The sequence below is a fragment of the Streptomyces apocyni genome (assembly GCF_009739465.1).
Taxonomy (GTDB): Bacteria; Actinomycetota; Actinomycetes; order Streptomycetales; family Streptomycetaceae; genus Streptomyces; species Streptomyces apocyni.
The window spans coordinates 314,231-336,618 of record NZ_WHOM01000036.1; the positions used below are offsets into that span (position 1 = coordinate 314,231).

A 22,388-nucleotide genomic window follows, 5' to 3' on the forward strand; every position below is an offset into this window, starting at 1 on the left:
TCATCCCCGTGCCCGTACCACACGACATCGCCGCCGAGACCGAACTCTGGGACGCCTTCGCCGAGTCCGCGTTCAACGACCACGCGGAGCCCGTCTTCAACTGGACCCAGTACACCGACCACGGACCAGGCTCCGAACTGCTCGGTGACCCCGCATCGGTCCTGGAGATCGGCTGCGGCACCGGCCGGGCCCTGGCCTACCTCGCCCAGCGCGGCGTCACCGCACGCGGGGTGGACCTGTCGCCAGTCATGATCAAGAAGGTCACCGACCGGTGGGGGGACAGCGGGGCGGAGTTCGTGTGCGGCGAAGTCCTCGACTTCCTGCGCGACGACACCCGGACCTACGACGCCGTGTACTCGATCTTCGGCGCCGCCTGGTTCGCCGACCCCGGCCAGCTGTTCCCGCTCGTCCGGCAGCGCCTCGCACCCGGCGGGGTGTTCGCGTTCTCGCAGCCTCCGGCCATCCCCGGCGCCTACGGGCCCCAGGGCATGTACAAGGGCGGCTTCGCCGGGAAGGCCATGTTCACCTACCGCTACAGCTACCGCCCCGCGATCTGGCAGCGACTGCTCACACGGGCCGGATTCCACAGCACCGACGCGCAACTCATCGAAGCCCCCGAGCCGGATCACATCGACACTCTGCTCGTGAGGGGACATATTCACCCTGACGCTCCCGGCGCTCGGGCGGGCTCGCCGTATCCCCCCGTCAAGTTGTAGGTGGTGGCATGTAGTTGATGGGGTGGTCGTCGGTGGCCCAGAGGTACTGAACCGCATAGGCGCGCCAGGGGCGCCAGGTGGCGGAGCGGGTGGTGAGGGCCGCGGGGGTGGAGGGCAGGCCGAGGGTGGCTGCGGCGCGGCGGACTCCGAGGTCGGTGGGGAGGAAGGCGTCCGGGTCGCCCAGTGCGCGCATCGCGATGGCCTCGACGGTCCAGGGGCCGAAGCCGGGTAGGGCGGTGAGCTGGGCGCGAACCTTGTGCCAGTCGCTTTCGACGCCCAGGTGCAGTTCGCCGTCCGCGAGTTGGCGTACCAGGGTGGTGAGGGTCGTGCGGCGGGTGCGGGGCAGGGCCAGGGTGTCGGGGTCGAGTCCAGCCAGCGCTTTGGGTGAGGGAAAGAGGTGGGTGAGTGCGCCCTCTGGGTCGTCGACCGGGTCGCCGTGTGCGGTGACCAGGCGGGCCGCGTGGGTGCGGGCGGCGGCTGTGGAGACCTGCTGGCCCAGGACGGCGCGTACGGCGAACTCCGCCTCGTCGACCGTACGCGGCACCCGGCGGCCTGGCGCCTTGTCGACCAGCGGGCCGAGCAGCGGGTCGGTGCGCAGCTGGTCGTCGATGGCGACCGGGTCGGCGTCCAGGTCGAGCATCCGGCGGCAGCGGCTGATCGCGACGGTGAGGTCTCGCTGGTCGGTGAGGGCGAGGCGGCAGGCGATGTGGTCGGGGGTGGGGGTGAGGGCGACGATTCCGGGTCCGTACGGCAGTCGCAGGGTGCGGCGGTAGGCGCCGTCGCGCCATTCCTCGACGCCCGGTACGGCGGTCGCGGCGAGGTGGCCGAAGAGGTTGTCGGGGTTGAGCGGGGCGCGGAACGGCAGTCGCAGAGTGAGCACACCAGGGGTGGACTTCGGGCGTCTGCCGCCGCCCGCGCGGGTGCGGAGTTCGCCGGGGGTGAGCGCGAAGACCTCGCGGACTGTGTCGTTGAACGTACGGATGGAGGCGAATCCGGCCGCGAAGGCGGTGTCGGCCATGGCGAGTTCGGTGGTCTCGATCAGTACGCGGGCCGTTTGGGCGCGCTGGGCGCGGGCCAACGCGAGGGGTCCGGCGCCGAGTTCGGCGTGGAGTTGGCGTTCGATCTGGCGGGTGCTGTAGCCGAGTCGGGTGGCGAGGCCGGTGACCCCTTCGCGGTCCACGACTCCGTCGGCGATCAGTCGCATCGCGCGGGCCACCAGATCGGCGCGGTGGTTCCACTCCGGGGAGCCGGGGGTGGTGTCGGGGCGGCAGCGCTTGCAGGCCCGGAATCCCGCCTGCTGGCAGGCGGCCGCGCTCGGGTGGAAGCGCATGTTCTCGGGCTTGGGCGGCACGACCGGGCAACTGGGGCGGCAGTAGATGCCAGTGGTCACCACCGCGGTGAAGAACCAGCCGTCGAAGCGGGCGTCCTTGGACTGGACGGCGCGTACGCAGTGCTCGGTGTCGGTGTGCATGGACCCAGCCTCACCCATGCTCAGCGCTTCGGCTGGCAGAAATCCGACATCAACCTGAAGCCCTGTCCGTGCCCCCGCGGCTGCTCATGATCTAGTCTCGCGGACCTGGGGAGGCCGAGGGAGGGAATGGTAATGCGGGAAACCGTCATACTGCTGGGGACTGTGGCCCTGATCGCGTTCGCGGGGGCCGCCGCCGCGCCCGTGCTGGTACGGCGCGCGGGGCTGGTGTGCGTCATCGCCATGCTCGCCTTCAGCGGGGGTTCGGCCGGACCGCGCGAGTGGGTCAGCGCCACACCGCCCGACGGGTGGGAACCGCCGCCCTGCGCACACACCGCCCCCGAGTCCGACACCTCGGCCACCTGTGGCTTCTCCTACTTCGAACTCAGGTAGCGAGCAGCGGCTGGCAGCGCTAGACGCCCTTCAGAGAGGCGGCGAACACTCCGTACGCCCGCTCGTCGAAGAGCACGAACCGCACCTCCTCGACCGCGGTCTCGGTGTCCCGCACCGTCTCGACAGCGATCCGCGCCGCGTCCTCCATCGGCCACCGGTACACCCCGGTGGAGATGGCCGGGAAGGCGACGGTCCGCGCGCCCAGTTCGTCGGCGATACGCAGCGACTCGCGGTAGCAGGAAGCGAGCAGGGACGGGTCGCTTCCGGACGGCTGCCACACCGGGCCGACCGTGTGGATCACCCAGCGAGCGTCGAGTCGGCCCGCTGTGGTGGCGACGGCCTGCCCTGTGGGCAGGCCCTTGCCGTACCGCGAGGCGCGCAGGTCGCGGCAGGCGGCGAGGATGGCAGGGCCGCCACGCCGGTGGATGGCGCCGTCGACCCCGCCGCCGCCGAGCAGCGAGGAGTTCGCGGCGTTGACGATGGCGTCGACGGACTGCTCGGTGATGTCGCCCTGGACAAGCGTGATCGTCGTCATGACGCGCGCAGCCTCCTCCATACGGCCTTGGCGGCGTTGTGGCCGGACATGCCGTGTACGCCGGGGCCCGGCGGGGTCGCCGACGAGCAGAGGAAGATCGCGGGGTGCGGGGTGCGGTACGGGTGCAGGGAGAGCTTGGGGCGGAGCAGGAGTTGGAGTCCGGAGGCGGCGCCGCAGGCGATGTCGCCGCCGATGTAATTGGCGTTGCGCGCGGCGAGTTCGGGCGGGCCCGCGGTGGCGCGGGCCAGGACGCGGTCGCGGAAGCCGGGGGCGAACCGCTCGAGCTGTCGCTCGATCGCGTCGGTGAGGTCGCCGTCCCAGCCGTTCGGCACATGGCCGTACGCCCAGAAGACGTGCTTGCCCTCGGGTGCGCGGGACGGGTCCACAAGGCTCGGCTGAACCGTGATCAGGAACGGCGCGTCGGGGGCGTGGTCCGTGCGTGAGGCGATCCGCAGGGCTTCGCCTACCTCGCGGCTGTCCGCGCCCACCTGGACCGTGGTGGCCCTGCGGGGGGCGTCGGCGGTCCAGGGCACCGGGCCGTCAAGGGCGTAGTCGATCTTGAAGACGCTCGCGCCGTACCGGTAGTGGTCGTAGAAGCCGCCCAGGCCCGCGATCCGGGCGAGCGCGGTGGGTGAGGTGTCGAAGACGTAGGCGCGGGCGGGCGGCAGGTCGTCCAGGCGCTTGATCTCGAAGTCCGTGTGCACGGCGGCGCCGAGGTCCTTGAGGTACGCGGCGAGGGCGTCCGAGATCGCCTGGGAGCCGCCGCGCGCCACCGGCCAGCCCTTCTCATGGGCGGCGAGGGCGAAGACCAGCCCGACGGCACTGGTGGCGAGGCCGCCAAGCGGGGCGATGACATGGGCGACGAGCCCAGTGAACAGGGTGCGGGCCCGGTCGTCGCGGAAGCGCTGGCGCAGCAGCCAGCTGGCCGGCGGCAGCCCGGCGAGGCCAAACCTGGCGAGGGTGACCGGGTCACGCGGCAGCGCCGTCAGCGGCAGGGACATGAAGTCCCGGACGAGGGTGTCCCACTTACCGACGAAGGGGGCGACCAGCCTGCGGTAGGCGCCCGCGTCATGCGGCCCGAACGAGGCCGCCGTCTCGGCCACGGAACGCGAGAGGACCGCCGCGGTGCCGTCCAGGAACGGGTGAGCCATGGGCAGTTCGGACTGGAGCCACTCCAGTCCGTACCGGCCCAGGGGGAGGTTCTGGAACGCGGGTGAGCCGATGCCGAGCGGGTGTGCGGCCGCGCAGGGATCGTGCCGGAAGCCCGGCAGGGTGAGCTCTTCGGTACGGGCTCCCCCGCCGACCGTGCCCTTGGCTTCGAAGACGGCCACCGAGAAGCCGCGCCGGGCCAGCTCGGCGGCAGCGGTCAGTCCGTTGGGCCCCGCGCCCACGACGACGGCATCGAGCATCGACGGCACCTTCGGACTCCTTTGTCAGCCGACGGCCTGTGCTGCACAGGATAAGCCGGGTCACCGACAGCCGGGCCCGGCGCCCCCACGGTCACACGCCCCCACGGTCACACAGCCTCATGGTCATACGGCCCCACGCCCCCGCCGCACAAACGGCGGCGGTCAGGCACCACCACCCGACAGCAGCCCGATGATCCGGTCGACCGTGGCGACATCCCGCGCGGCCGTGAACGGCAGGGCGTTCCCACCAGCGATGCGGAACCGCTCCCCCGCCACCGTACGATGCGCGCCGCCCGCCTCGTCGACCAGGAGCAGGCCCGCGGCGTGGTCCCAGGCGTTCTCCCAGGAGAAGGCGAGCGCGTCCAACTCGCCCTTGGCGATGGCCAGGTACTCCAGGCCCGCCGAGCCGCACGGGCGGGGCTGCACCCCCTCCACACGCAGCCCGAGCAGGGCACGCTTCTGGTCAGGCGTGGTGAAGTCCGGGTGGGACGTGGCTACCTCGAGCACCTGGCCAGGCGTGGGCGTACCGGAGCCCAGCACGCGGCCGTTCAGCCGGGCCCCTTGGCCGTGTATCGCCACGGCCATCTCGTCCAGCGCGGGCGCGTAGGTCCAGGAGCCCAGCAGCTCGCCTCCCTGAGCCAGCGCGACCAGGGTGCAGAAGCCGGGGTCGCCGTGGACGAACTGGCGGGTGCCGTCCACCGGATCGACGATCCAGACCGGAGCGTCACCGGCGAGCTGGCCGTAGACCGACGCGTCGGCGTGCACGGCCTCCTCGCCGACCACCACCGAGCCAGGCAGCAGCCGGGTCAGGGAGGCGGTGAGGTGTTCCTCGGCGAGTCGGTCGGCGACGGTCACCAGGTCGTGCGGGCCGTTCTTCTCGACGATCTCGTGGGCGGCGAGCTGTCGGAACCGCGGCACGATCTCGGCGGCTGCCGCCTTGCGGATCGCCTCCTCCACGTCGGGCGAGCCGTTCTCGAGGAAGCCTTCGAACTCTTCGATCATGACTCCATCAGAGCACGCGCCACTGACAATCCCTACCGCGCCCGGGTACGCCCGGTGGAATCGTGATGAATTGCCTCCCCAGCGCGGACACGCAGAGTGATCTCTCCAGGCGCGGCGCGTGGCGCGAGGGCGCGCGTGGCGCGGGCTCGTGGCGGGGGGTGCGGGCTCGTGGCGGGGGTCAGCCGCTGTCGGCCCCGCCGCGTGCCCGCACCAGCCCCGCCTCGTACGCGAACACCACCAGCTGGGCCCGGTCCCGCGCGCCCAGCTTCGTCATCGACCGGCTGATGTGCGTCTTCGCCGTGTGCGGGCTGATCACCATATGCTCCGCGATCTCCTCGTTGCTGAGCCCGTGCGCCGCGAGCGCGGTCACCTCACGTTCCCGGCGGGTGAGGTGTTCCAGGCCCGGCGCGGTGTGCCGGTCGGGTGGGCGGGCGACGAACGCGCCGATCAGGCGCCGGGTGACCGAGGGGGAGAGCAGCGCTTCGCCCCCGGCCACGACCTCGATCGCCTGGAGCAGGTCAGCCGGTTCGGTGTCCTTGAGCAGAAAGCCGCTGGCACCGGCGCGCAGCGCGTCGAAGACGTACTCGTCCAGCCCGTAGTTGGTGAGGATGACCACGCGTACGGCGCCGAGGCGCGGGTCGGCGACGATGTGCCGGGTCGCCTCGATACCCGTCATCACCGGCATCTGGACGTCGACCAACGCGATGTCGGGGACATGTTCGCGGATGAGGGTGAGCCCCTGCTCGCCGTCGGCTGCCTCGCCGACCACCTCGATGCCGTCCTCGGCTTCGAGCAGCGCGCGGAAACCGGCCCGCATCAGCGCCTGGTCGTCGACGAGTGCGACGCGGATCATGGTGCCTCCACCGGGAGTTCGGACGGTGGCCGGTAGCGCAACGGGAGTGTGGCCCGCACGGCGAAGCCCCCGTCGGCGCGTGGCGCCGCGTCCAGAGTGCCGCCGAGCGCGGTGACCCGCTCCCGCATACCGGTGAGCCCGGTGCCGGGTACGAAGGGCCGGTCGGGTGTGGCGCGCCCGTCGTCCGTGACCTGGACGGTCAGCGCGCCGTCGCCGTGCGTGAGGCGGACGGCGACCTGGGCCTGGCCCGCGTGCCGGGCCGCGTTCGTCAGGGCCTCCTGCACGATGCGGTACGCGGCACGGTCGACCTCGGCGGGCCGGTCGCCGCCGTCCCCGGTCACCGTCAGGTCTACGGCGAGGCCAGCGGACCGCGCCCGTCCGACCAACTCCTCGATCCTGCCGGGCGGCTGGCCGGGCGGCTGGTCGCGCAGGACCTCAAGGGTGGCGCGGAGTTCGCGCATCGCCTCGCCGCTGGCCTCCTGGATGGCGAGCAGCGCGGGCGGTACCTCGTCGCCGCGCTTGCGTGCCAGGTGGACCGCGACTCCCGCCTGTAGTTTGACGATCGAGATGCTGTGGGTGAGCGAGTCGTGCAACTCGCGGGCGATCCGCAGGCGTTCTTCGCCCGCTCGCCGCCGCGCCATTTCCTCACGGGTACGTTCGGCCTCCAGGGCGCGCCGTTCGGTCTGCCGTAGGTAGGCCTGCCAGTTCTTGTCGGCGAGGCCGGTGACCACGGCGCACAGAAGCCAGCCCGCGAGCAGCAGGGTCCGGTTCGCCTGCGCCGCTGTCAGGGGTCCGGAGAACAGCTGAGCCACGAGAAAGCAGCCCGCCGCGCCCGCGCCGAGCGCCCGGTGCCCGGAGCGGGCCGCGGTGTGTACAGCACCCGCCACCGGGAGCAGGGCCAGGGCGCCCGGTTGGGTGTGCAGGACATAACCGGACAGGCAGAGCGTGGTGAGGGCGAGGACGACGCGCGGTGCGGCGCGGTGTCCGGCCAGGGCCAGCGAGCCGGTGGCGATCAGGGCGTAGTCCAGCGCGTTGGCGTCGCCGTCGAGTGCCGCGGCCACCACCACGATGGCTCCGATGACGACCGCGACCGCCGCGTCGCCCAGGCGTGTTGCCAGGTTCCCGCCGCTGTACCTGCCGCCGCCCATGCCGTCGCCCGCGCCGCTGCCCGTGCCGTCGTACGTCATGTGATGCCCCCGATGCCCCGCATAGCGGCACCGTAGGCGCCCCGGCCCGGCCACCGCCTCCTCCTGGAAGACGGCATCGGGACTACTCCCCCCGTGGTACTGCCCGATGGCAGCGCCCCCGCGGGTGGGAGCCGCGAATGGCTCCGGCCGTACGACGACCCGAGGCACCCGCCGCGGCGAACATCGATCCCAGAGACCGCAGTTGAGACAGCAGTTGAGATCACAGTTGACCCCTCAGGGAGGCCACCGTGCCAGGCCAGTACCGCTTCACCGCCCCCGTACCGCCCAAGTCGGCGACCGGCCTGAACGCCGAGGTCTTCGCCCAGGTGGCCCGGGAATTCGGCATCGAGCGCGCCCCCACCTTCGGGGTACTGTCCGCCGCACCCGAACTGCTGGCAGCCACCTGGGCGTTGCTCCGCGAGTCCCTGGTAGCGGGTGACGCGCCGCGTACCGGCAAGGAGATCGTCGCGCTCGGTGTCTCGCTCGCCAACCGCTGCCCGTTCTGTGTGGACGCCCATACGGTGCTCCTGCACGCCACGGGCGACCATCAGCTCGGCGAACTGATCGCGGGCGGTGGCGTACCCGACGACCCGGAACAGGCGCGCCTGCTCCAGTGGGCGAAGGCGACCCGTGATCCGTCCGGCGGGCCCGCCGAGCCGTTCCCGGCCGGGCAGGCGCCCGCGTACCTCGGCACGGTCCTCACCTTCCACTTCGTCAACCGCATCGCGTCGGCCCTGCTGACCGAGCGGCTGCTGCCGGGTGACGCGCAGAAGTACCGGGCCGTACGCAGCCTCGCGGGCCGCTCCCTCGCCCGCACCGTGCGCCGCCCCGCCGAGCCGGGCGAGGCCCTGGCGCTGCTGGACGCGCCCGGGCCGGGGCCCGCCTGGGCCGCGGGCACCCCGGTCGGCCCGGCGTACGCCGCGCTGCACCGTACGGCGATGGCGGGCGCGGACCTGCTGGACGCCGATGACCAGGCGCTCGTGCGCGCCGCGGTCGCCGAGTTCGGGGTGGCGCATCCGCCGCTCAGGTGGGCCGGGCTGCCGGATCGGGACCGCCCCGGGGCCCGCTTGGCGGTGCTGGCCGCCGTGGCCCCGTACCGCGTCACCGGCCCGGACGTGACGGCCTGGATCGGCCCCCAGCACACGGATCACTGTCTGGTGTCCCTGATCGCCTACGGCGCGATGACCGCGGTCGACCGGGTGGAGACCGCGCTCGCCGCCGCGCACGTCGCTGGCGGATCGCAGGAGGAGGCGGCATGAGCACCGGCATGAGCACCGGTACGGGCCTCGCCGTCGGCATCGATCAGGACGCGGTCTGGAACGGCCAGGTGGGCGCGCACTGGGCCGCCCATGTGGACCGCTACGACGCCATGCTCGCCGACCTCAACGACGCCCTCTTCTTCGCGGCCTCGATCGACGCACGGGACCGTGTCCTGGACGTCGGCTGCGGTGCGGGCGCCACGACCCGGATCGCCGCGAGCCTGGCCCCGTACGGCCACGCGGTCGGCGTCGACATCTCCGGGCCTCTGCTGGCCCAGGCCCGCGCCCGGGCGGCCGCTGAGCGGGTCGGCAACACCTCGTACGAGCGGGGAGACGCCCAGGTCCACCCGTTCCCGCCAGGGGCGTACGACGTGGTGATCAGCCGGGGCGGCGTGATGTTCTTCCGCGACCACCGCGCCGCGTTCGACCAGCTGGCCCGGGCCCTGCGGCCCGGTGGCCGACTGGCCTTCGTCTGCCCGCGGCCGCTCGGCTCGGCCAGCGAGGAGGCCCGGGCCCTCGGGCTGCTGGCGCGGCTGCTCGGGGAGGGCGGCCGCGCGGAGCCGCCTTCCGCGGAGACCGTCGCCGCGGAACGGGCCATGGCCTCGCTCGGCGATCCTGACCGGATTCGCGCGGCGCTCGGCGGCTACCAGGACGTGTCGCTGACCCCGATGGCCGTGCGCGGCCGCTGGGGCCAGGATCCGGCGGACGCCGTCTCGTTCGTCCTGTCCCGCACCCCGGACCGTACGGTCTCCGACGCGACCCGGGCGGCGATGGCGGAAGCCCTCGCGCCGTACGCGACGGAGCGGGGCGTACGGCTCCGGTCCACGGTGTGGCTGGTGACGGCGTCCCGGCCGCACTGAGCGTCCCGGCGCGCCTCGGCACCCGCACGGGAAACTTTTGAAACAGACAAAACGGACACAGCTACGGTTCCCGCATCGCGGAAGGCGAGATCCAATCCTGCCAATCACACCCCTTAGTCCGCGATTCAATGACGAACTCAAGGATGATTGAGCTTTTGACTCACACTTTCCCAAGCTAAGGAGGCGGAGGCTGATCCTCCGAATGTGGAAACCGCAGGCCTTAACGTCCTGCTTATGACACAGGTGGACACACGGCCCCCCTCCGGAGGCCAGGACAGGAGCACCCCCGACGGGGGCGTTCCCCGCGGCGGCGTACGCGGCAAGGGCCTCAGCGGCAACTCACTGGGGCTGCTCGGCTCCGCCACCATCGGCATCTCGACCGTGGCGCCCGTCTACTGCCTCACCGCGACCCTCGGCCCGACCGTCAGCGAGGTCGGGCTCCAGATGCCCGCGATCTTCCTCGCCGGGTTCCTGCCGATGCTCCTGGTCGCCTTCGCCTACCGCGAGCTGAACAAGGCGGTGCCCGACTGCGGCACCTCCTTCACCTGGTCGGTCAAGGCCTTCGGCCCCCAGGTCGGCTGGATGTGCGGCTGGGGCCTGCTGGTCGCCACCGTCGTGGTCCTCTCCAACCTGGCGGGCGTGGCGACGTCGTTCTTCTGGCTGCTCGCCGGTGAGCTGACCGGCAGCGACTCGATCGCCGCGCTCGACGGCAACAAGGCCATCCACATCCTCACCACCCTGGTCTTCGTGGCCATCGCCACGGCCGTCAGCTACCGCGGCATCACCGCCACCAAGTGGGTCCAGTACGCCCTGGTCGGCCTGCAACTCGCCGTACTCCTCGTCTTCGTCGTCATGGCGATCACCAAGTCCGACCAGGTGGCGGGCTCCCTGGACTTCTCCTGGACCTGGATGAACCCCTTCGCGGTCGAGTCCTTCACGGCCTTCACCGCGGGCCTGTCCCTGTCGATCTTCATCTACTGGGGCTGGGACACCTGCCTGTCCGTCAACGAGGAAAGCGTCGGCAGCACCAGGACCCCGGGCCGCGCCGCCCTGCTCGCCATCGTCGTGATCGTCGCCTCGTACCTGCTCGTCGCGGTCGCCTCCCAGATGTACGCGGGCATCGGCGAGGAGGGCACCGGACTCGGCAACCCAGACACCGCCGACAACGTCTTCGCCGTACTCGCGGAGCCGGTCATGGGCAGCGGCCTGGGCGTCCTGCTCTTCCTCGCGGTCCTCGCCTCCGCCGCCGCCAGCCTGCAGACCACCTTCATCCCCGTCGCCCGCACCGCCCTCGCGATGGGCACCTACCAGGCGTTCCCGGCCTCCTTCGCCGAGGTGCACCCGCGCTTCAAGACGCCGGGCCGCGCCACGATCGCGGCGGGCGTCGCCACCGGTGTCTTCTACGCCGTGATGACCCTGCTCAGCGAGAACGTCCTGCTGGACACCATCTACGCGCTCGGCCTGATGATCTGCTTCTACTACGCGATCACGGCGTTCGCCTGTGTCTGGTTCTTCCGCGGCGAACTGCGCCGCTCGGGGCGTGAGCTGCTGGTCAAGGGCATCCTGCCGGGCCTCGGCGGCCTGATGCTCGCCGCGGTCTTCGTCCAGACGATGTACGACATGTGGGACCCGGCGTACGGCAGCGGCTCGTCGGTCTTCGGCATCGGCTCGGTCTTCGTGATCGGCGTCGGACTACTGCTCCTCGGCGTGGTCCTGATGGTCGTGATGCGGCGCCGCAGCCCGGCGTTCTTCCGCGGCGAGGTGCTCACCCAGGAGACGCCCGCGCTGACCGTCGAGGAGTAGGTCCGACGGGGCACGGCGCGGCACTCTGGGGCACGGCACGCCACGGCGGGGGCAGGCCTATTGCCGAGTGGGCCACATGTGACACTCTCATCCCTCACATCCCACTCGCAGGAGGTGCCCGCCATGCGTCCACTCCCCCTCTTGCTCACCGTGCGCCTCCTGCCGGTCGTGGTACTCGCCACGGCCGGCTGGGCGTGGACCACCGGCCCGTACGCCCCGTCCACGACCCCCGCGGCGGCGCCGCGCCCGGCGCCCAGCGCCCCCGCGCCCGAGCCCGCGACGCATGGAGCACCGCCCGACCCCTGCGCCGCGGTCTCGGAAAAGACCATCAAGGACCTCGTCCCTGGCGCCGAGCCCGCGGGCAAGGAACTCGACCTCACGAACCCGAACCGACGCAGGACCTGCTCCTGGAACGCGCTGGACGGCTTCGACTACCGGTGGCTCGATGTGTCCTACGACGTGCTGGCCAGCGAGAAGGACGCCCGGTCGATGTACCGCAAGCGCCTGATCGCCACGGGCCAGGGCACCGACGGGCTCGGCGATCAGGCTTCCGTGTCGGTCGACCTGACCACCGAGGACAAGCAGCAGACCCGCGAGGCCGTGGTGCTCGTACGGTCCGGCAACGCGCTGGTCACCGTGACCCACAACGGCAGCAACTTCGCGTCCGAGGGGGCGCCGGGGGCCGACGTCATCCGGGAGGGGGCGGTCCGGGTCGCTCGGGGTGCTGTGCGGGGGCTTGAGGGGCAGACGGCGGCTGCTGAGTGAGGGTGGGCGCCACCCCGCGCATCAGGCCCAGGTACACCACCAGCGAGGCCGCCAGTCCCACGGCCCACCCGTAGTCCGCGAGCGGCTTGAGGAACGGGATCAGCCCGTCCACCGGGAACGGCCCCTTCCCCGGCTCCGAGTGCGACCCGCCCACCGCCAGCACGGCCCCGACCGCGAACGCGGCCACCGCCCGCCAGTTCCAGCCGCCCGCGTACCAGTACCGCCCCTCCTCCTTGTAGAGATCGGCCAGTTCCAGCTGGGTGCGACGCAGCACCCAGTAGTCGGCGATCAGGATTCCCGCGACCGTGCCGAGCAGGCCGCCCACCGTGCCCAGCCACGTGAAGATGTAGATATCGGGGTTCTCGATCAGCTTCCAGGGGAAGATCAGGATGCCGATGACACAGGAGATCAGCGCGCCCGTACGGAAGTTGATCAGCTTGGGGGCGAGGTTGGAGAGGTCGTAGGCGGGGCTGACGAGGTTCGCGGCGATGTTGGTGGAGAGGGTCGCGAGCAGGATCACCAGGAGCGCGAAGATCACTCCGGCCGTGCTGTCCATCCGCGCCGCCAGCTCGCTCGGGTCCCAGATGGGCTCTCCGTACACCGCCTGCGATCCGGACGTCACCAGCACCGACAACAGCGCGAAAGCCGCCATGGTGGTGGGCAGGCCCAGGCTCTGGCCCCAGACCTGCGCGCGCTGTGCGGCGCCGAAGCGCGTGAAATCGGGGATGTTGAGCGACAGCGTGGCCCAGAAGCCGATCATGCCCATCAGGGCGGGGAAGAAGACCTTCCAGAAGTCCGCTCCCCAGCCCAGTTCGGAGGGCTGGTCCAGGAGGGGGCCGAAGCCGCCCGCCTTGTCGGCGATCCACACCAGCAGCGCCACGGCGCCAGCGAGCATCAGGGGCGCCGCCCAGTTCTCCAGGCGGCGTACGGCCTCCATGCCGCGCAGGATGACCAGGATCTCGATGGCGAAGAAGAGCAGGAAGCACAGCCACTGGGTGAGCGGGTAGCCGCCGATCCGGTCGGAATCGGTCCACCAGCTTCCGGCGCCGAAGATCTTCCCCGCAAGGAAGTAGATGGAGGCGCCGCCGATCCAGGTCTGGATGCCGAACCAGGCGCAGGCCACCAGGCCGCGCAGCAGCGCGGGGAGGTTGGCGCCGACGACGCCGAAGGAGGCGCGGGCCAGTACGGGGAAGGGGATGCCGTACTTCGGGCCAGCGTGGCCGGTGAGCAGCATCGGCAGGAGGACGATGACGTTGCCGAGCGCGATGGTGAGGACGGCCTGCTTCCAGTCCATGCCGAGGGCGACCAGACCGGCGGCGAGGGTCCAGGACGGGACGTTGACCGCCATGCCGATCCACAGCGCGGCGAAGTTGTACGTCGTCCAGCGGCGTTCGGCGAGCGGGACCGGGTGCAGGTCGGCGTTGGCGTAGCGGCTGTCGGGTGGGTAGGCGCCGGGGCTCAGTTCGATCCGTCCGTCGGCCGCGATGGACTGGGTGGACTGAGGGGGCTGAGGGGGCTGAGGGGACTGGGGTATCCCGGTGGTGGGTGGGGGTTCTGGCGCAGCGGTGTCGGTCATGGGCAGTCCATCGTTCGGGGAGCGAGGGCGCGGGTCAGCTCAGGAGAGCGCGGGGATGATCTCCGAGCCGTACGCGTCGATGACCGCCTCGCGCGCGTCGTGCATCGCGTAGACCGCGAACTGGTCGACGCCGAGTTCGCGCAGCGCCTGGAGCTTCTCGATGTGCGCCGAGGCCGGGCCGAGCAGGCAGAAGCGGTCCACGATGTCGTCGGGGACGAAGGCGGTGTCGGGGTTCCCGGTGCGGCCGTGGTGGCTGTAGTCGTAGCCCTTGCGGGCCTTGATGTACTCGGTGAGGGCTTCCGGGACCAGGTCGGAGTGTTCGCCGTACTTGGCGACCAGGTCGGCGACGTGGTTGCCCACCATCCCGCCGAACCACCGGCACTGCTCGCGCGCGTGGGCCAGGTCGTCGCTGACGTAGGCGGGTGCGGCGACGCAGATCTTCACCCTGTCCGGGTCCCGTCCGGCGGCCTCGGCCGCTTCCCGTACCGCCTTGATCATCCACTCGGTGAGGAAGGGATCGGCGAGCTGGAGGATGAAACCGTCGGCCTTCTGGCCTGCCAGGGCGAGGGCCTTGGGGCCGTACGCCGCCATCCAGACCGGCAGCTTGCCGTTACGTACCCAGGGCAGCCGGAGGGTCTGGCCGCCGACGTCGGCCTCCCGGCCCTCCGCCAGGTCGCGGATGACGCCGATGGCCTCGCCAAGGCGGGCCAGGGTGTTCGGTTTCCGTCCGGCGACCCGCATCGCGGAGTCGCCGCGGCCGATGCCGCAGATCGTGCGGTTGCCGTACATGTCGTTCAGGGTCGCGAAGGTGGAGGCGGTGACCTCCCAGGTGCGGGTGCCCGGGTTGGTGACCATGGGGCCGACGGTGAGCTTGCTGGTGTGCTCCAGGATGCGGCTGTAGATGACGAACGGTTCCTGCCAGAGCACGGCGGAGTCGAAGGTCCAGCCATAGCGGAAGCCGTTGCGCTCCGCGCGTCGCATCAGCCCGACGACCGCCGAACCGGGCGGGTCGGTCTGCAGGACGAGTCCGAAGTCCATGACGCTCACTCCTAGTTCAGGTACTGGCTGGTGGCGCGGGGCGTATAGACACCGTGTCCGGCGCGGCCGGTGAACTTCCGGCCGTCGATGACGAGTTCGCCGCGCGAGAGCACGGTGTGGACCTGTCCCGTCACGCGCTTGCCCTCGTACGCCGAGTAGTCGACGTTCATGTGGTGGGTCTCGGCCGACAGGGTCTGCTCGGCGCCGGGGTCGTAGATCACCACGTCCGCGTCGGCGCCGGGGGCGATGGTGCCCTTCTTCGGGTAGAGGCCGAACATCCGGGCCGGGGCGGCGCAGGCGATCTCGATCCAGCGGCGGCGGCTGATGTGCCCGTCGATTACCGCCTGATGGAGGAGGTCCATGCGGTTCTCCACGCCCGGCAGACCGTTCGGGATCTTGGAGAAGTCGCCGCGGCCCAGTTCCTTCTGGCCCACGAAACAGAACGGGCAGTGGTCGGTGGAGACGACCTGGAGGTCGTTGGTACGCAGACCGCGCCACAGGGCCGCCTGGTGCTCCTTGGGCCGCAGCGGGGTGGAGCAGACGTATTTGGCGCCGTGGAAGTCCGGCTCGGCGAGGTTGTCGGTGGAGAGGAAGAGGTACTGCGGGCAGGTCTCGCCGAAGACCGGCAGGCCCTTGTCGCGGGCGGCCGCGAGTTCGGCGACGGCCTCTTCGGCGGAGACGTGCACGACGTACAGCGGGGCACCGGCGACGCGGGCGAGCTGGATCGCGCGGTGGGTGGCCTCGGCTTCCAGGAGGACCTTGCGCACCTCGCCGTGGTAGCGGGGATCCGTCTCGCCGCGGGCGAGTGCCTGTTCCACCAGGACGTCGATCGCGATGCCGTTCTCGGCGTGCATCATGATCAGTCCGCCGTTGTGGGCCGAGCGCTGCATGGCGCGCAGCACCTGGCCGTCGTCGCTGTAGAAGACCCCGGGGTATGCCATGAACAGCTTGAAGGAGGTGATGCCCTCCTCGACCAGGAGGTCCATCTCCTTTAGGGACGACTCGTTGACGTCCGAGAGGATCATGTGGAAGGCGTAGTCGATGGCGCACTGGCCGTCCGCCTTGGCGTACCAGGCGTCCAGGCCCTCGCGCAGGGCGTGGCCCCGCGCCTGGACCGCGAAGTCCACGATGGTGGTGGTGCCGCCCCAGGCGGCGGCCCGGGTGCCGGTCTCGAAGGTGTCGGAGGCGAAGGTGCCGCCGAACGGCAGCTCCATGTGGGTGTGGGCGTCGACGCCGCCCGGGATGACGTACCTGCCGGTCGCGTCGATCACGCGGTCGGCGGTCCAGGCCGCGGCGACGCCCGTGCCGTGCGCGGCCAGGGCCGCGATCCGGCCGTCCTCGATCAGGACGTCGGCGTGGGTCTCTTCGGCGGCGGTGATGACGAGTCCGCCGCGGATCAGGGTGCGGGTGCTCATTGGGGTGCGCTCCCTTTCGGGCTGATCGTGCGAGGTTTCTGTCGTACGGGACGAACTAGACGCTCAGCAGCGCCCGTTCCAGTACCGCCGCGCCCTCCTCGGCCTCCGCCACGGTGAGCGACAGCGGTGGCGCGATCCGGAGCACGCTGGTGTGGTGGCCGCCGCCCTTGCCGATCAGCACCCCGGCCTCGCGGGCCGCTTCGAGCACCGCGGAGGCCAGTTCGGGGGCGGGCTCGTCGGTGCCAGGACGCACCAGTTCGATGCCGATCATCAGGCCCCGGCCGCGCACCTCACGTACACAGGCCGCGCCCGCCCCGATGGCCCGCATCCGCTCCAGGAGCAGTCCGCCGACCCGGCGTGCGTTGCCCGGCAGGTCGTGTTCGAGGACGTAGCCGAGGTTGGCGAGGCCCGCGGCCATGGTGACCGGGGAGCCGCCGAAGGTCGAGATGGAGTTGGAGTCCAGGCAGTTCATGACCTCGGCGCGGGCGACGACGCCACCGATCGCCATGCCGTTGCCGATGCCCTTGGCGAAGGTGAGCATGTCCGGTGGGCCGCTCGCGGCGTGCGCCTGCCAGCCCCAGAAGTGGTCGCCGGTGCGGCCCCAGCCCGTCTGGACCTCGTCCGAGATCCACAGGATGCTGTGCCGGTCGAGCACCTCGCGGAACGCCGCGTACAACCCGTCCGGTGGTGAGGTGAACCCGCCGACGCCCTGCACCGGTTCGGCGATCAGGGCGGCGGGGAGCCGTCCGTGCCCGAGCAGGTCTTCCAGGTCGGCGACGCAGGCGGCGATGAAGTCGGCGTCGGAGAGTGCGGCGTACGGGCCTCGGGTGCGGACGCCGCCATGCACGTACAGCGTCTGGAGTGGTGACAGGCTGGTCGGGGACCAGCCGCGGTTGCCGGTGATGCCCACGGCGCTGAAGGAGCGGCCGTGGTAGCTGTTCCGCATCGCCAGGATCGCGTTCGACTGGCGGTACTGGGTGGCGAGTAGCAGCGCCGTGTCGTTGGCCTCGGTGCCGGATGTGGTGAAGAAGACCCGGGCGTCGGGGATGCCGGACAGGGCGGCGATCCGCTCGGCCAGCTCGACCATCGGGCGGTCCAGGTAGAGCGTGGAGGAGTGGATGATGCGGCCCGCCTGGTCGGCCACGGCCTTGGTGACCTCGGGCAGGGCGTGCGCGGTCATGGTGGTGAGGATGCCGCCGAAGAAGTCCAGGTACTTGGTGCCGTCGGCTGCCCAGACGTGGCGGCCCTCGCCGTGGGTGAGCTCGATCGGGTTCTCGTAGTAGAGCGCCAGCCAGTCCGGCAGGACGGCTTGGTGGCGGGCATACAGATCGGTCACGGCTGCACCAGCCCCTCGTACGCGTCGGGTCGGCGGTCCCGGTAGAACGCCCATTGGTTGCGTACTTCGTCGATGCGGTCGAAGTCCAGGTCCCTGACGAGGAGTTCCTCCGCCTTGTCGCTGGCCGTCTCGCCCACGAACTGTCCGCGCGGGTCCACGAAGTAGCTGGTGCCGTAGAAGTCGTTGTCGCCGTACTCCTCCTGGCCGACGCGGTTGATCGCGGCGACGAAGTACTCGTTGGCGACGGCGGCCGCGGGCTGCTCCAACTGCCAGAGGTACGCCGACAGGCCGCGCGAGGTCGCCGAGGGGTTGTAGACCAACTGGGCGCCGTTCAGGCCTAGTTGCCGCCATCCTTCGGGGAAGTGCCGGTCGTAGCAGATGTAGACCCCGACCTTGCCGACGGCGGTGTCGAAGACCGGCCAGCCGAGGTTGCCCGGCTTGAAGTAGTACTTCTCCCAGAAGCCCTTGACCTGGGGGATGTGGTGCTTGCGGTACTTGCCGAGGTAGCTGCCGTCGGCGTCGATGACGGCCGCGGTGTTGTAGTAGAAGCCGGACTGCTCGACCTCGAAGACCGGGACGACGATGACCATGCCGGTCTCGCGTGCCAGGTCCCGCATACGGCGTACGGTGGGGCCGTCCGGGACCGGCTCGGCCCAGCGGTAGTGCTCCTCCTCCTGCACCTGGCAGAAGTAGGGGGCGTTGAAAACTTCCTGGAAGCCGATGACCTTGGCGCCCTGCCGGGCGGCTTCCCTGGCGTGTTCCTCGTGCTTGGCGATCATTGACTCGGTGTCGCCGGTCCAGGTCGCCTGGACCAGTGCGGCGCGTACGACGTTGGCCATGAGCTTCTCCTTCGACGGGACGTCAGAGAGCCTCTACGCCCGTAGAGTCGAGGCGTTGAGGGACGAACGTAAGCCCCGTCACAGCGCTGGGCAAGACCATCGTCGTTAACCGGCTGAGTCGATCATGTTTCGCACCCGAGCGGGTGAGAAGTGGGCGCGCCGCGATGGGTGTCACACACCGGGGAGCGGACTCGGTCAGGCGCTGAGTCTCGGTCAGCTGCCGAGTCTCGGTCAGGTGCTGAGTCCGGACACGCGCAGCGCGTGGGTGAGATCGCGGTGACGCTCGGCGGACACGGCACGCGCGGTGTCCAGCAGGCGCGGCACCAGCCGCTGCGGGTCGCCCTGGGCGACGCGCGCCGCTTCCTCGGGCGTACGGACCCTGACATAGGCCTCCAGGAGAGCGTCGGCCTCCCGGCCACGGCCCGCGTCGTCCAGGGCGCGGATGGCCGCGGCGATCTCGGGGGCGGGGCGGGCGGCGCCCTGGCGCAGCAGCTGGTGGCAGTCGTCGGCGCGGCCCGCGGCGGTCAGCGCGTCGGCGGCAGCGGCCAGGCGGTCCGGTGGCAGGGAGGCGACCTCCCACAGCAGGGTCGCCCAGTCGGCTCCGAGCCCGGCGCGGTGCAGTGCGGCGGCGAGCGGCGGCAGCTGGGGGGCGGGCCACTGAGCGGCCTCGCAGAGCACGGCGTACGCCTCGCCGCTACGGCCCTGACCGCGCAGGGTGAGCAGGTCCTCGACGGCGTCGGCGGTGGCGCGGGACGCTGCGGGGGCGGGCCGCGAGGAGGTGTCGGGGGACGTCTGGGGGCGCGTCTCGGGGGACGATGCGCTGTCGTCCGTGAGGCCCGCGTAGCGGGCGCCGCGCGGGGTCGCGGCCGTGGCCGGGGGCGAGACGTGCGGCGCCCGGGCGTGCGGGTCCGCGAATACGGACGTGGGTGCGGACGTCGGTGCGGACGTCGGTACGGGGTCGGCGGCTTGGCTCGTACCGTCGTCGAGGTCGAGCCCGGCGTAGCGGGCTCCTCGGGGGCGTGGGGCGCGTGTGGTGGTGCGGGGCTCGGGGTGTTCCCGCACGGCTGCGGGGGGCGCCGAGGGTCCGGGCCGGGTGTCCCGTACGCGCTCCATGCGGGTGCGCAGCTCCGCGCAGCGGGCCGTCGCCCGGTCGTGGTCGTCGTGGGCCCAGGCCAGGTCCACTTGGACGCGTTCGGCGTCGTCGGGTGCGGCCGTGCGGAGCAACTCGCCCAGTTCCCGGATGCGTTCGGCGGCGTATCGCTGCTCTCTGAGCATCACGTCCAGCCGGTCGCCGAGCAGGTCGTGGGCGCCAGGGTGGGCGTCGTACGCCTGGAGTGAGGCGTCGTGCAGTGCGCGCGCCCAGGGGGTCTCGTGGTCGGCGGCGGCCTGCCCGTGGGTCGTGCTCAGGTCCTGGAGCAGCGCCTCGACTACGTCCCAGGGCGGCACCTCCCACCCGTGCAGGCAGGCGGTCATCCCGTCCGGGTCCCGCTGCCAGAACACCCCGCACCAGCCGCCACTCTCGTCGACGCGCGCCAGGAGGTCCCGCAGATATGCCGCGAACTCACCTACGGCTGCTGGGAGTTGTTCCACTGCTGTCGCCGTCCCGCCTAGCCCACTGGAATCCTCCGGCCCGTACATCCCCCCGGGGTCCATTCGACACTCTCCGCGTTACGGGGAGGCTACGGGCGGCTTACACCCACCGGCTCCTTTCGCTCACCGGCCACCGAGCTCGGCGGTCAGGCGGGGTTGTTCGCGTGGGTCAGGGTCTCCCAGGCGACGAACAGGTCGTCCGTCCCCGCCGGTCGCGTCCGCTCCGCGAGGCGCCGGGTGTGCGGGACGGGCAGACCGCGCCGGTTTCCCAGGTGGTTGAGGAGGACTTCCAGGTCGGGCCCCATGGTCAGCTCCGGCTTCCCGCCGCACAGGGACGGCGGCATCGGCTCGCCCGACTGGTGCCGCGCGTGCAACTCGACCGCCGCACGCAGCCGTTCGCCGACCTCGCCGTAGAGGTCGACGCCCTGATGGCGGGCTGTCTCCGCGATGTGCGCGCTGGCGGCTAGCGCGTAGCCGACGTGCTCGAAGTTACGGCAGGTCTCCTGGCCGAGCCCGTCGACGAACGTGCGCTGCCCGAACCAGTACTCCCTGATCTCCTCCGGCGTACGGACGGTGCCGCCCGGCGGCGGCAACGGCACCGGCCCGTCGGAGCGGAGGTAGAAGTACGCGGGGAGCCGCTCGCGGAAGCGGTCCACGGCCCGGTCGAAGGTCACGCGGTCGTCGAGGAACACGGCGATGGCCAGGGAGGCGTCCGCGAACGCCAGGTCCCAGTTGCCGTTGTAGTCGGCTACGTCGCCTGCGAACTCGCCAAGGTAGGCATGGCGAAGCATCTCGCCGAAGCGCTCTACCCGCTGCGGTCCCCACCCCCGGTAGGTGTGCCGCATCAGCTCGGCGGCCCGCGCCCAGGTCGAACCCGCCCAGGCGGCCTGGAGCCCCGCGTTGCCCTCGGTGTGATCCTTGAGCACCGCCGACCAGGCGTTCATGATCCGCACGGCCTTGCGGGCGTGGGCCGGGTCCCCGGTGACGTACCAGAGCAGCGCCTGGGTGTACGCGGCGATCGCGTCCTCGCGTTCGGCGACGCAGGCGACCGGCTTCGTATACGGCGGGCAGGCCACGATCTTGTGCGGGCGCGGCTGATAGCCGGGGTCCGCGTACCGGCTGCGGCGCATGGCCTGGTACGCCGACGCCCAGGGCTCGGCGCCAGCCCGCACCCGCGCGCGCACGGTGTCCAGCTGGGCACGGCTACTGAGCACCCCCGGGTGCCGGAAGTTCGGCGGGCCGGGTGGCGGCGGGGTCAGCGGAGTCAGGGCGGTCAGCAGCGGGGCGCAGAGCGCGGCGGCGAGGGCGAGGCGGATCACGCGGTGCGGTCGGGCCATATCCGCAGCGTGGGCGCTGGCGCACCGGGGCGCAGGATCTGTTACTCCGCACAGCTCCGCGCGGCTTCGTACAGCTCCGCGCAGCCTAGTCCGGATTTGTGCAGCTTTACCTGACTTCGTGCGGCTCCGCTCAGCCTCCTCAGACAGGCGCCGGCGCGCAGCGCGCCAGCACCTCGTCCAGCGAGAGGCCCAGGGCCTGGGCCAGCGCCGCCACGGTGAAGAAGGCGGGCGTCGGGGCCCGGCCCGTCTCGACAGACGCGTCACTGGACGCGATGCGCGCGGCGGGCCAGATCGTCGGCCAGGCCCTGGCGTCGGTACGCGAAGCGGCGGGGGTCGGGGTCTCACTGCGGGACCTGGACCAAACCGCCCGGGACGTCCTGAAGCGAGCCGGGGCCGCTTCGCCGTTCCTCGGATATCGGCCCAGCTTCGCCCCGACCCCCTTTCCCGCGGTGATCTGCGCCTCCGTCAACGACGCGATCGTGCACGGCATCCCGGACGACTACCGGCTGCGCGACGGCGACCTGGTGAGCATCGACTGCGGCGCCACGCTGGACGGCTGGGCGGGCGACGCGGCGGTCAGCTTCATCGTCGGCACGCCACGCGCCGCCGACGTACGCCTCGTATCCACCGCGTTCGCCGCGCTGGATGCCGGGATCGCGGCGGCCGTGGTGGGTAACCGCATCGGCGATATCGCGCACGCGATCGGCACGGTCTGCCGGGGCGCGGGCTACGGCATCCCCGAGGGGTTCGGCGGCCACGGCATCGGCCGCCGAATGCACGAGGACCCGCCGGTACCCAACGAGGGCCGTCCCGGTCGGGGCATGCCCCTGAAGCACGGCATGGTGCTGGCGATCGAGCCCATGCTGATCGCGAGCGGGCAGGACAGTTACTACCCCGACCGGGACGAGTGGACGCTCCGTACGCTGGACGCCAGCCGGGCGGCCCACGCGGAACACACCGTGGCGATCACGGACGCGGGTCCGCGCGTCCTGACGCTGGCCTGACGC

The 22,388-nt window shown here is 71.5% G+C and carries 20 protein-coding genes and 1 pseudogene; 7 read left to right on the forward strand and 14 right to left on the reverse strand.

All coding sequences use genetic code 11. The features are described from left to right. The first annotated feature begins 8 nt into the window (after positions 1-8). Complete coding sequence (locus GCN81_RS05060; RefSeq protein ID WP_156722217.1) at positions 9-716, forward strand: class I SAM-dependent methyltransferase; 708 nt, start codon at positions 9-11, stop codon at positions 714-716. Here the strand turns inward: GCN81_RS05060 and GCN81_RS05065 are convergent. Next, positions 706-2,187, reverse strand: coding sequence for an AlkA N-terminal domain-containing protein (locus GCN81_RS05065; RefSeq protein ID WP_156722218.1), 1,482 nt, complete (start codon positions 2,185-2,187; stop codon positions 706-708). The two genes, GCN81_RS05060 and GCN81_RS05065, sit on opposite strands and share 11 nt — an antisense overlap. 132 nt (positions 2,188-2,319) lie before the next feature. Here GCN81_RS05065 and GCN81_RS05070 point away from each other — a divergent pair, with 132 nt between their 5' ends. Next, positions 2,320-2,577, forward strand: a complete 258-nt coding sequence (locus tag GCN81_RS05070; protein WP_156722219.1) for a hypothetical protein — start codon at positions 2,320-2,322, stop codon at positions 2,575-2,577. Positions 2,578-2,596: 19 nt separating this feature from the next. Here the strand turns inward: GCN81_RS05070 and GCN81_RS05075 are convergent, their stop codons facing one another. The 5 genes from GCN81_RS05075 to GCN81_RS05095 form a co-directional block, all read right to left on the reverse strand. Further along, the gene (locus GCN81_RS05075) at positions 2,597-3,112 is read right to left on the reverse strand and encodes an O-acetyl-ADP-ribose deacetylase (RefSeq protein WP_156722220.1); all 516 of its coding nucleotides are present in this window, start codon (positions 3,110-3,112) and stop codon (positions 2,597-2,599) included. Next, positions 3,109-4,530, reverse strand: a complete 1,422-nt coding sequence (locus GCN81_RS05080; RefSeq protein WP_197287479.1) for a phytoene desaturase family protein — start codon at positions 4,528-4,530, stop codon at positions 3,109-3,111. The genes GCN81_RS05075 and GCN81_RS05080 overlap by 4 nt, the downstream gene beginning before the upstream one ends. A gap of 153 nt (positions 4,531-4,683) precedes the next feature. Further along, positions 4,684-5,523, reverse strand: a complete 840-nt coding sequence (locus GCN81_RS05085; RefSeq protein WP_156722222.1) for an inositol monophosphatase family protein — start codon at positions 5,521-5,523, stop codon at positions 4,684-4,686. Positions 5,524-5,701: 178 nt separating this feature from the next. Continuing rightward, the gene (locus GCN81_RS05090) at positions 5,702-6,376 is read right to left on the reverse strand and encodes a response regulator (protein ID WP_156722223.1); all 675 of its coding nucleotides are present in this window, start codon (positions 6,374-6,376) and stop codon (positions 5,702-5,704) included. Then, positions 6,373-7,524 (reverse strand): sensor histidine kinase, encoded by a 1,152-nt coding sequence (locus GCN81_RS05095; RefSeq protein WP_156722379.1) that lies wholly within the window; start codon positions 7,522-7,524, stop codon positions 6,373-6,375. The genes GCN81_RS05090 and GCN81_RS05095 overlap by 4 nt, the downstream gene beginning before the upstream one ends. 287 nt (positions 7,525-7,811) lie before the next feature. On the opposite strand from GCN81_RS05095, the gene GCN81_RS05100 reads away from it, so the two are divergent. The 4 genes from GCN81_RS05100 to GCN81_RS05115 all read left to right on the forward strand — a co-directional run bounded on the left by GCN81_RS05100 (position 7,812) and on the right by GCN81_RS05115 (position 12,250). Continuing rightward, positions 7,812-8,822, forward strand: a complete 1,011-nt coding sequence (locus tag GCN81_RS05100; RefSeq protein WP_156722224.1) for a carboxymuconolactone decarboxylase family protein — start codon at positions 7,812-7,814, stop codon at positions 8,820-8,822. Further along, the gene (locus tag GCN81_RS05105) at positions 8,819-9,682 is read left to right on the forward strand and encodes a class I SAM-dependent methyltransferase (RefSeq protein ID WP_231626376.1); all 864 of its coding nucleotides are present in this window, start codon (positions 8,819-8,821) and stop codon (positions 9,680-9,682) included. The genes GCN81_RS05100 and GCN81_RS05105 overlap by 4 nt, the downstream gene beginning before the upstream one ends. A 234-nt stretch (positions 9,683-9,916) precedes the next feature. Further along, positions 9,917-11,485, forward strand: coding sequence for an APC family permease (locus GCN81_RS05110; RefSeq protein WP_156722225.1), 1,569 nt, complete (start codon positions 9,917-9,919; stop codon positions 11,483-11,485). A gap of 123 nt (positions 11,486-11,608) precedes the next feature. After that, on the forward strand, positions 11,609-12,250 hold the full coding sequence (locus GCN81_RS05115; protein WP_156722226.1) for a DUF3558 domain-containing protein: 642 nt from the start codon (positions 11,609-11,611) through the stop codon (positions 12,248-12,250). Here GCN81_RS05115 and GCN81_RS05120 read toward each other — a convergent pair. From GCN81_RS05120 to GCN81_RS05155, 8 genes and pseudogenes are all read right to left on the reverse strand, one after another. Continuing rightward, on the reverse strand, positions 12,174-13,826 hold the full coding sequence (locus GCN81_RS05120) for an NCS1 family nucleobase:cation symporter-1 (protein ID WP_156722227.1): 1,653 nt from the start codon (positions 13,824-13,826) through the stop codon (positions 12,174-12,176). The genes GCN81_RS05115 and GCN81_RS05120 overlap by 77 nt on opposite strands. A gap of 39 nt (positions 13,827-13,865) precedes the next feature. Further along, positions 13,866-14,864 (reverse strand): TIGR03842 family LLM class F420-dependent oxidoreductase, encoded by a 999-nt coding sequence (locus tag GCN81_RS05125; protein ID WP_156722228.1) that lies wholly within the window; start codon positions 14,862-14,864, stop codon positions 13,866-13,868. An 11-nt stretch (positions 14,865-14,875) separates the two neighbouring features. After that, on the reverse strand, positions 14,876-16,279 hold the full coding sequence (hydA, locus tag GCN81_RS05130) for a dihydropyrimidinase (RefSeq protein WP_156722229.1): 1,404 nt from the start codon (positions 16,277-16,279) through the stop codon (positions 14,876-14,878). Between the two features lie 55 nt (positions 16,280-16,334). Next, entirely contained in the window at positions 16,335-17,615 is a 1,281-nt protein-coding gene (locus tag GCN81_RS05135; protein WP_156722230.1) for an aspartate aminotransferase family protein, read from the reverse strand. Continuing rightward, positions 17,612-18,454, reverse strand: a complete 843-nt coding sequence (locus GCN81_RS05140) for a nitrilase-related carbon-nitrogen hydrolase (RefSeq protein ID WP_156722231.1) — start codon at positions 18,452-18,454, stop codon at positions 17,612-17,614. The genes GCN81_RS05135 and GCN81_RS05140 overlap by 4 nt, the downstream gene beginning before the upstream one ends. 231 nt (positions 18,455-18,685) lie before the next feature. After that, complete coding sequence (locus tag GCN81_RS05145; protein ID WP_156722232.1) at positions 18,686-20,044, reverse strand: hypothetical protein; 1,359 nt, start codon at positions 20,042-20,044, stop codon at positions 18,686-18,688. A 146-nt stretch (positions 20,045-20,190) separates the two neighbouring features. Then, the gene (locus GCN81_RS05150; RefSeq protein WP_156722233.1) at positions 20,191-21,381 is read right to left on the reverse strand and encodes an alginate lyase family protein; all 1,191 of its coding nucleotides are present in this window, start codon (positions 21,379-21,381) and stop codon (positions 20,191-20,193) included. Between the two features lie 139 nt (positions 21,382-21,520). Continuing rightward, a pseudogene (locus GCN81_RS05155) lies at positions 21,521-21,634 on the reverse strand (XRE family transcriptional regulator); the annotation flags it as partial. 19 nt (positions 21,635-21,653) lie between these two features. Between GCN81_RS05155 and map the strand changes: the two are divergent. After that, complete coding sequence (gene map / locus GCN81_RS05160) at positions 21,654-22,385, forward strand: type I methionyl aminopeptidase (RefSeq protein WP_156722381.1); 732 nt, start codon at positions 21,654-21,656, stop codon at positions 22,383-22,385. Positions 22,386-22,388 lie beyond the last annotated feature (3 nt).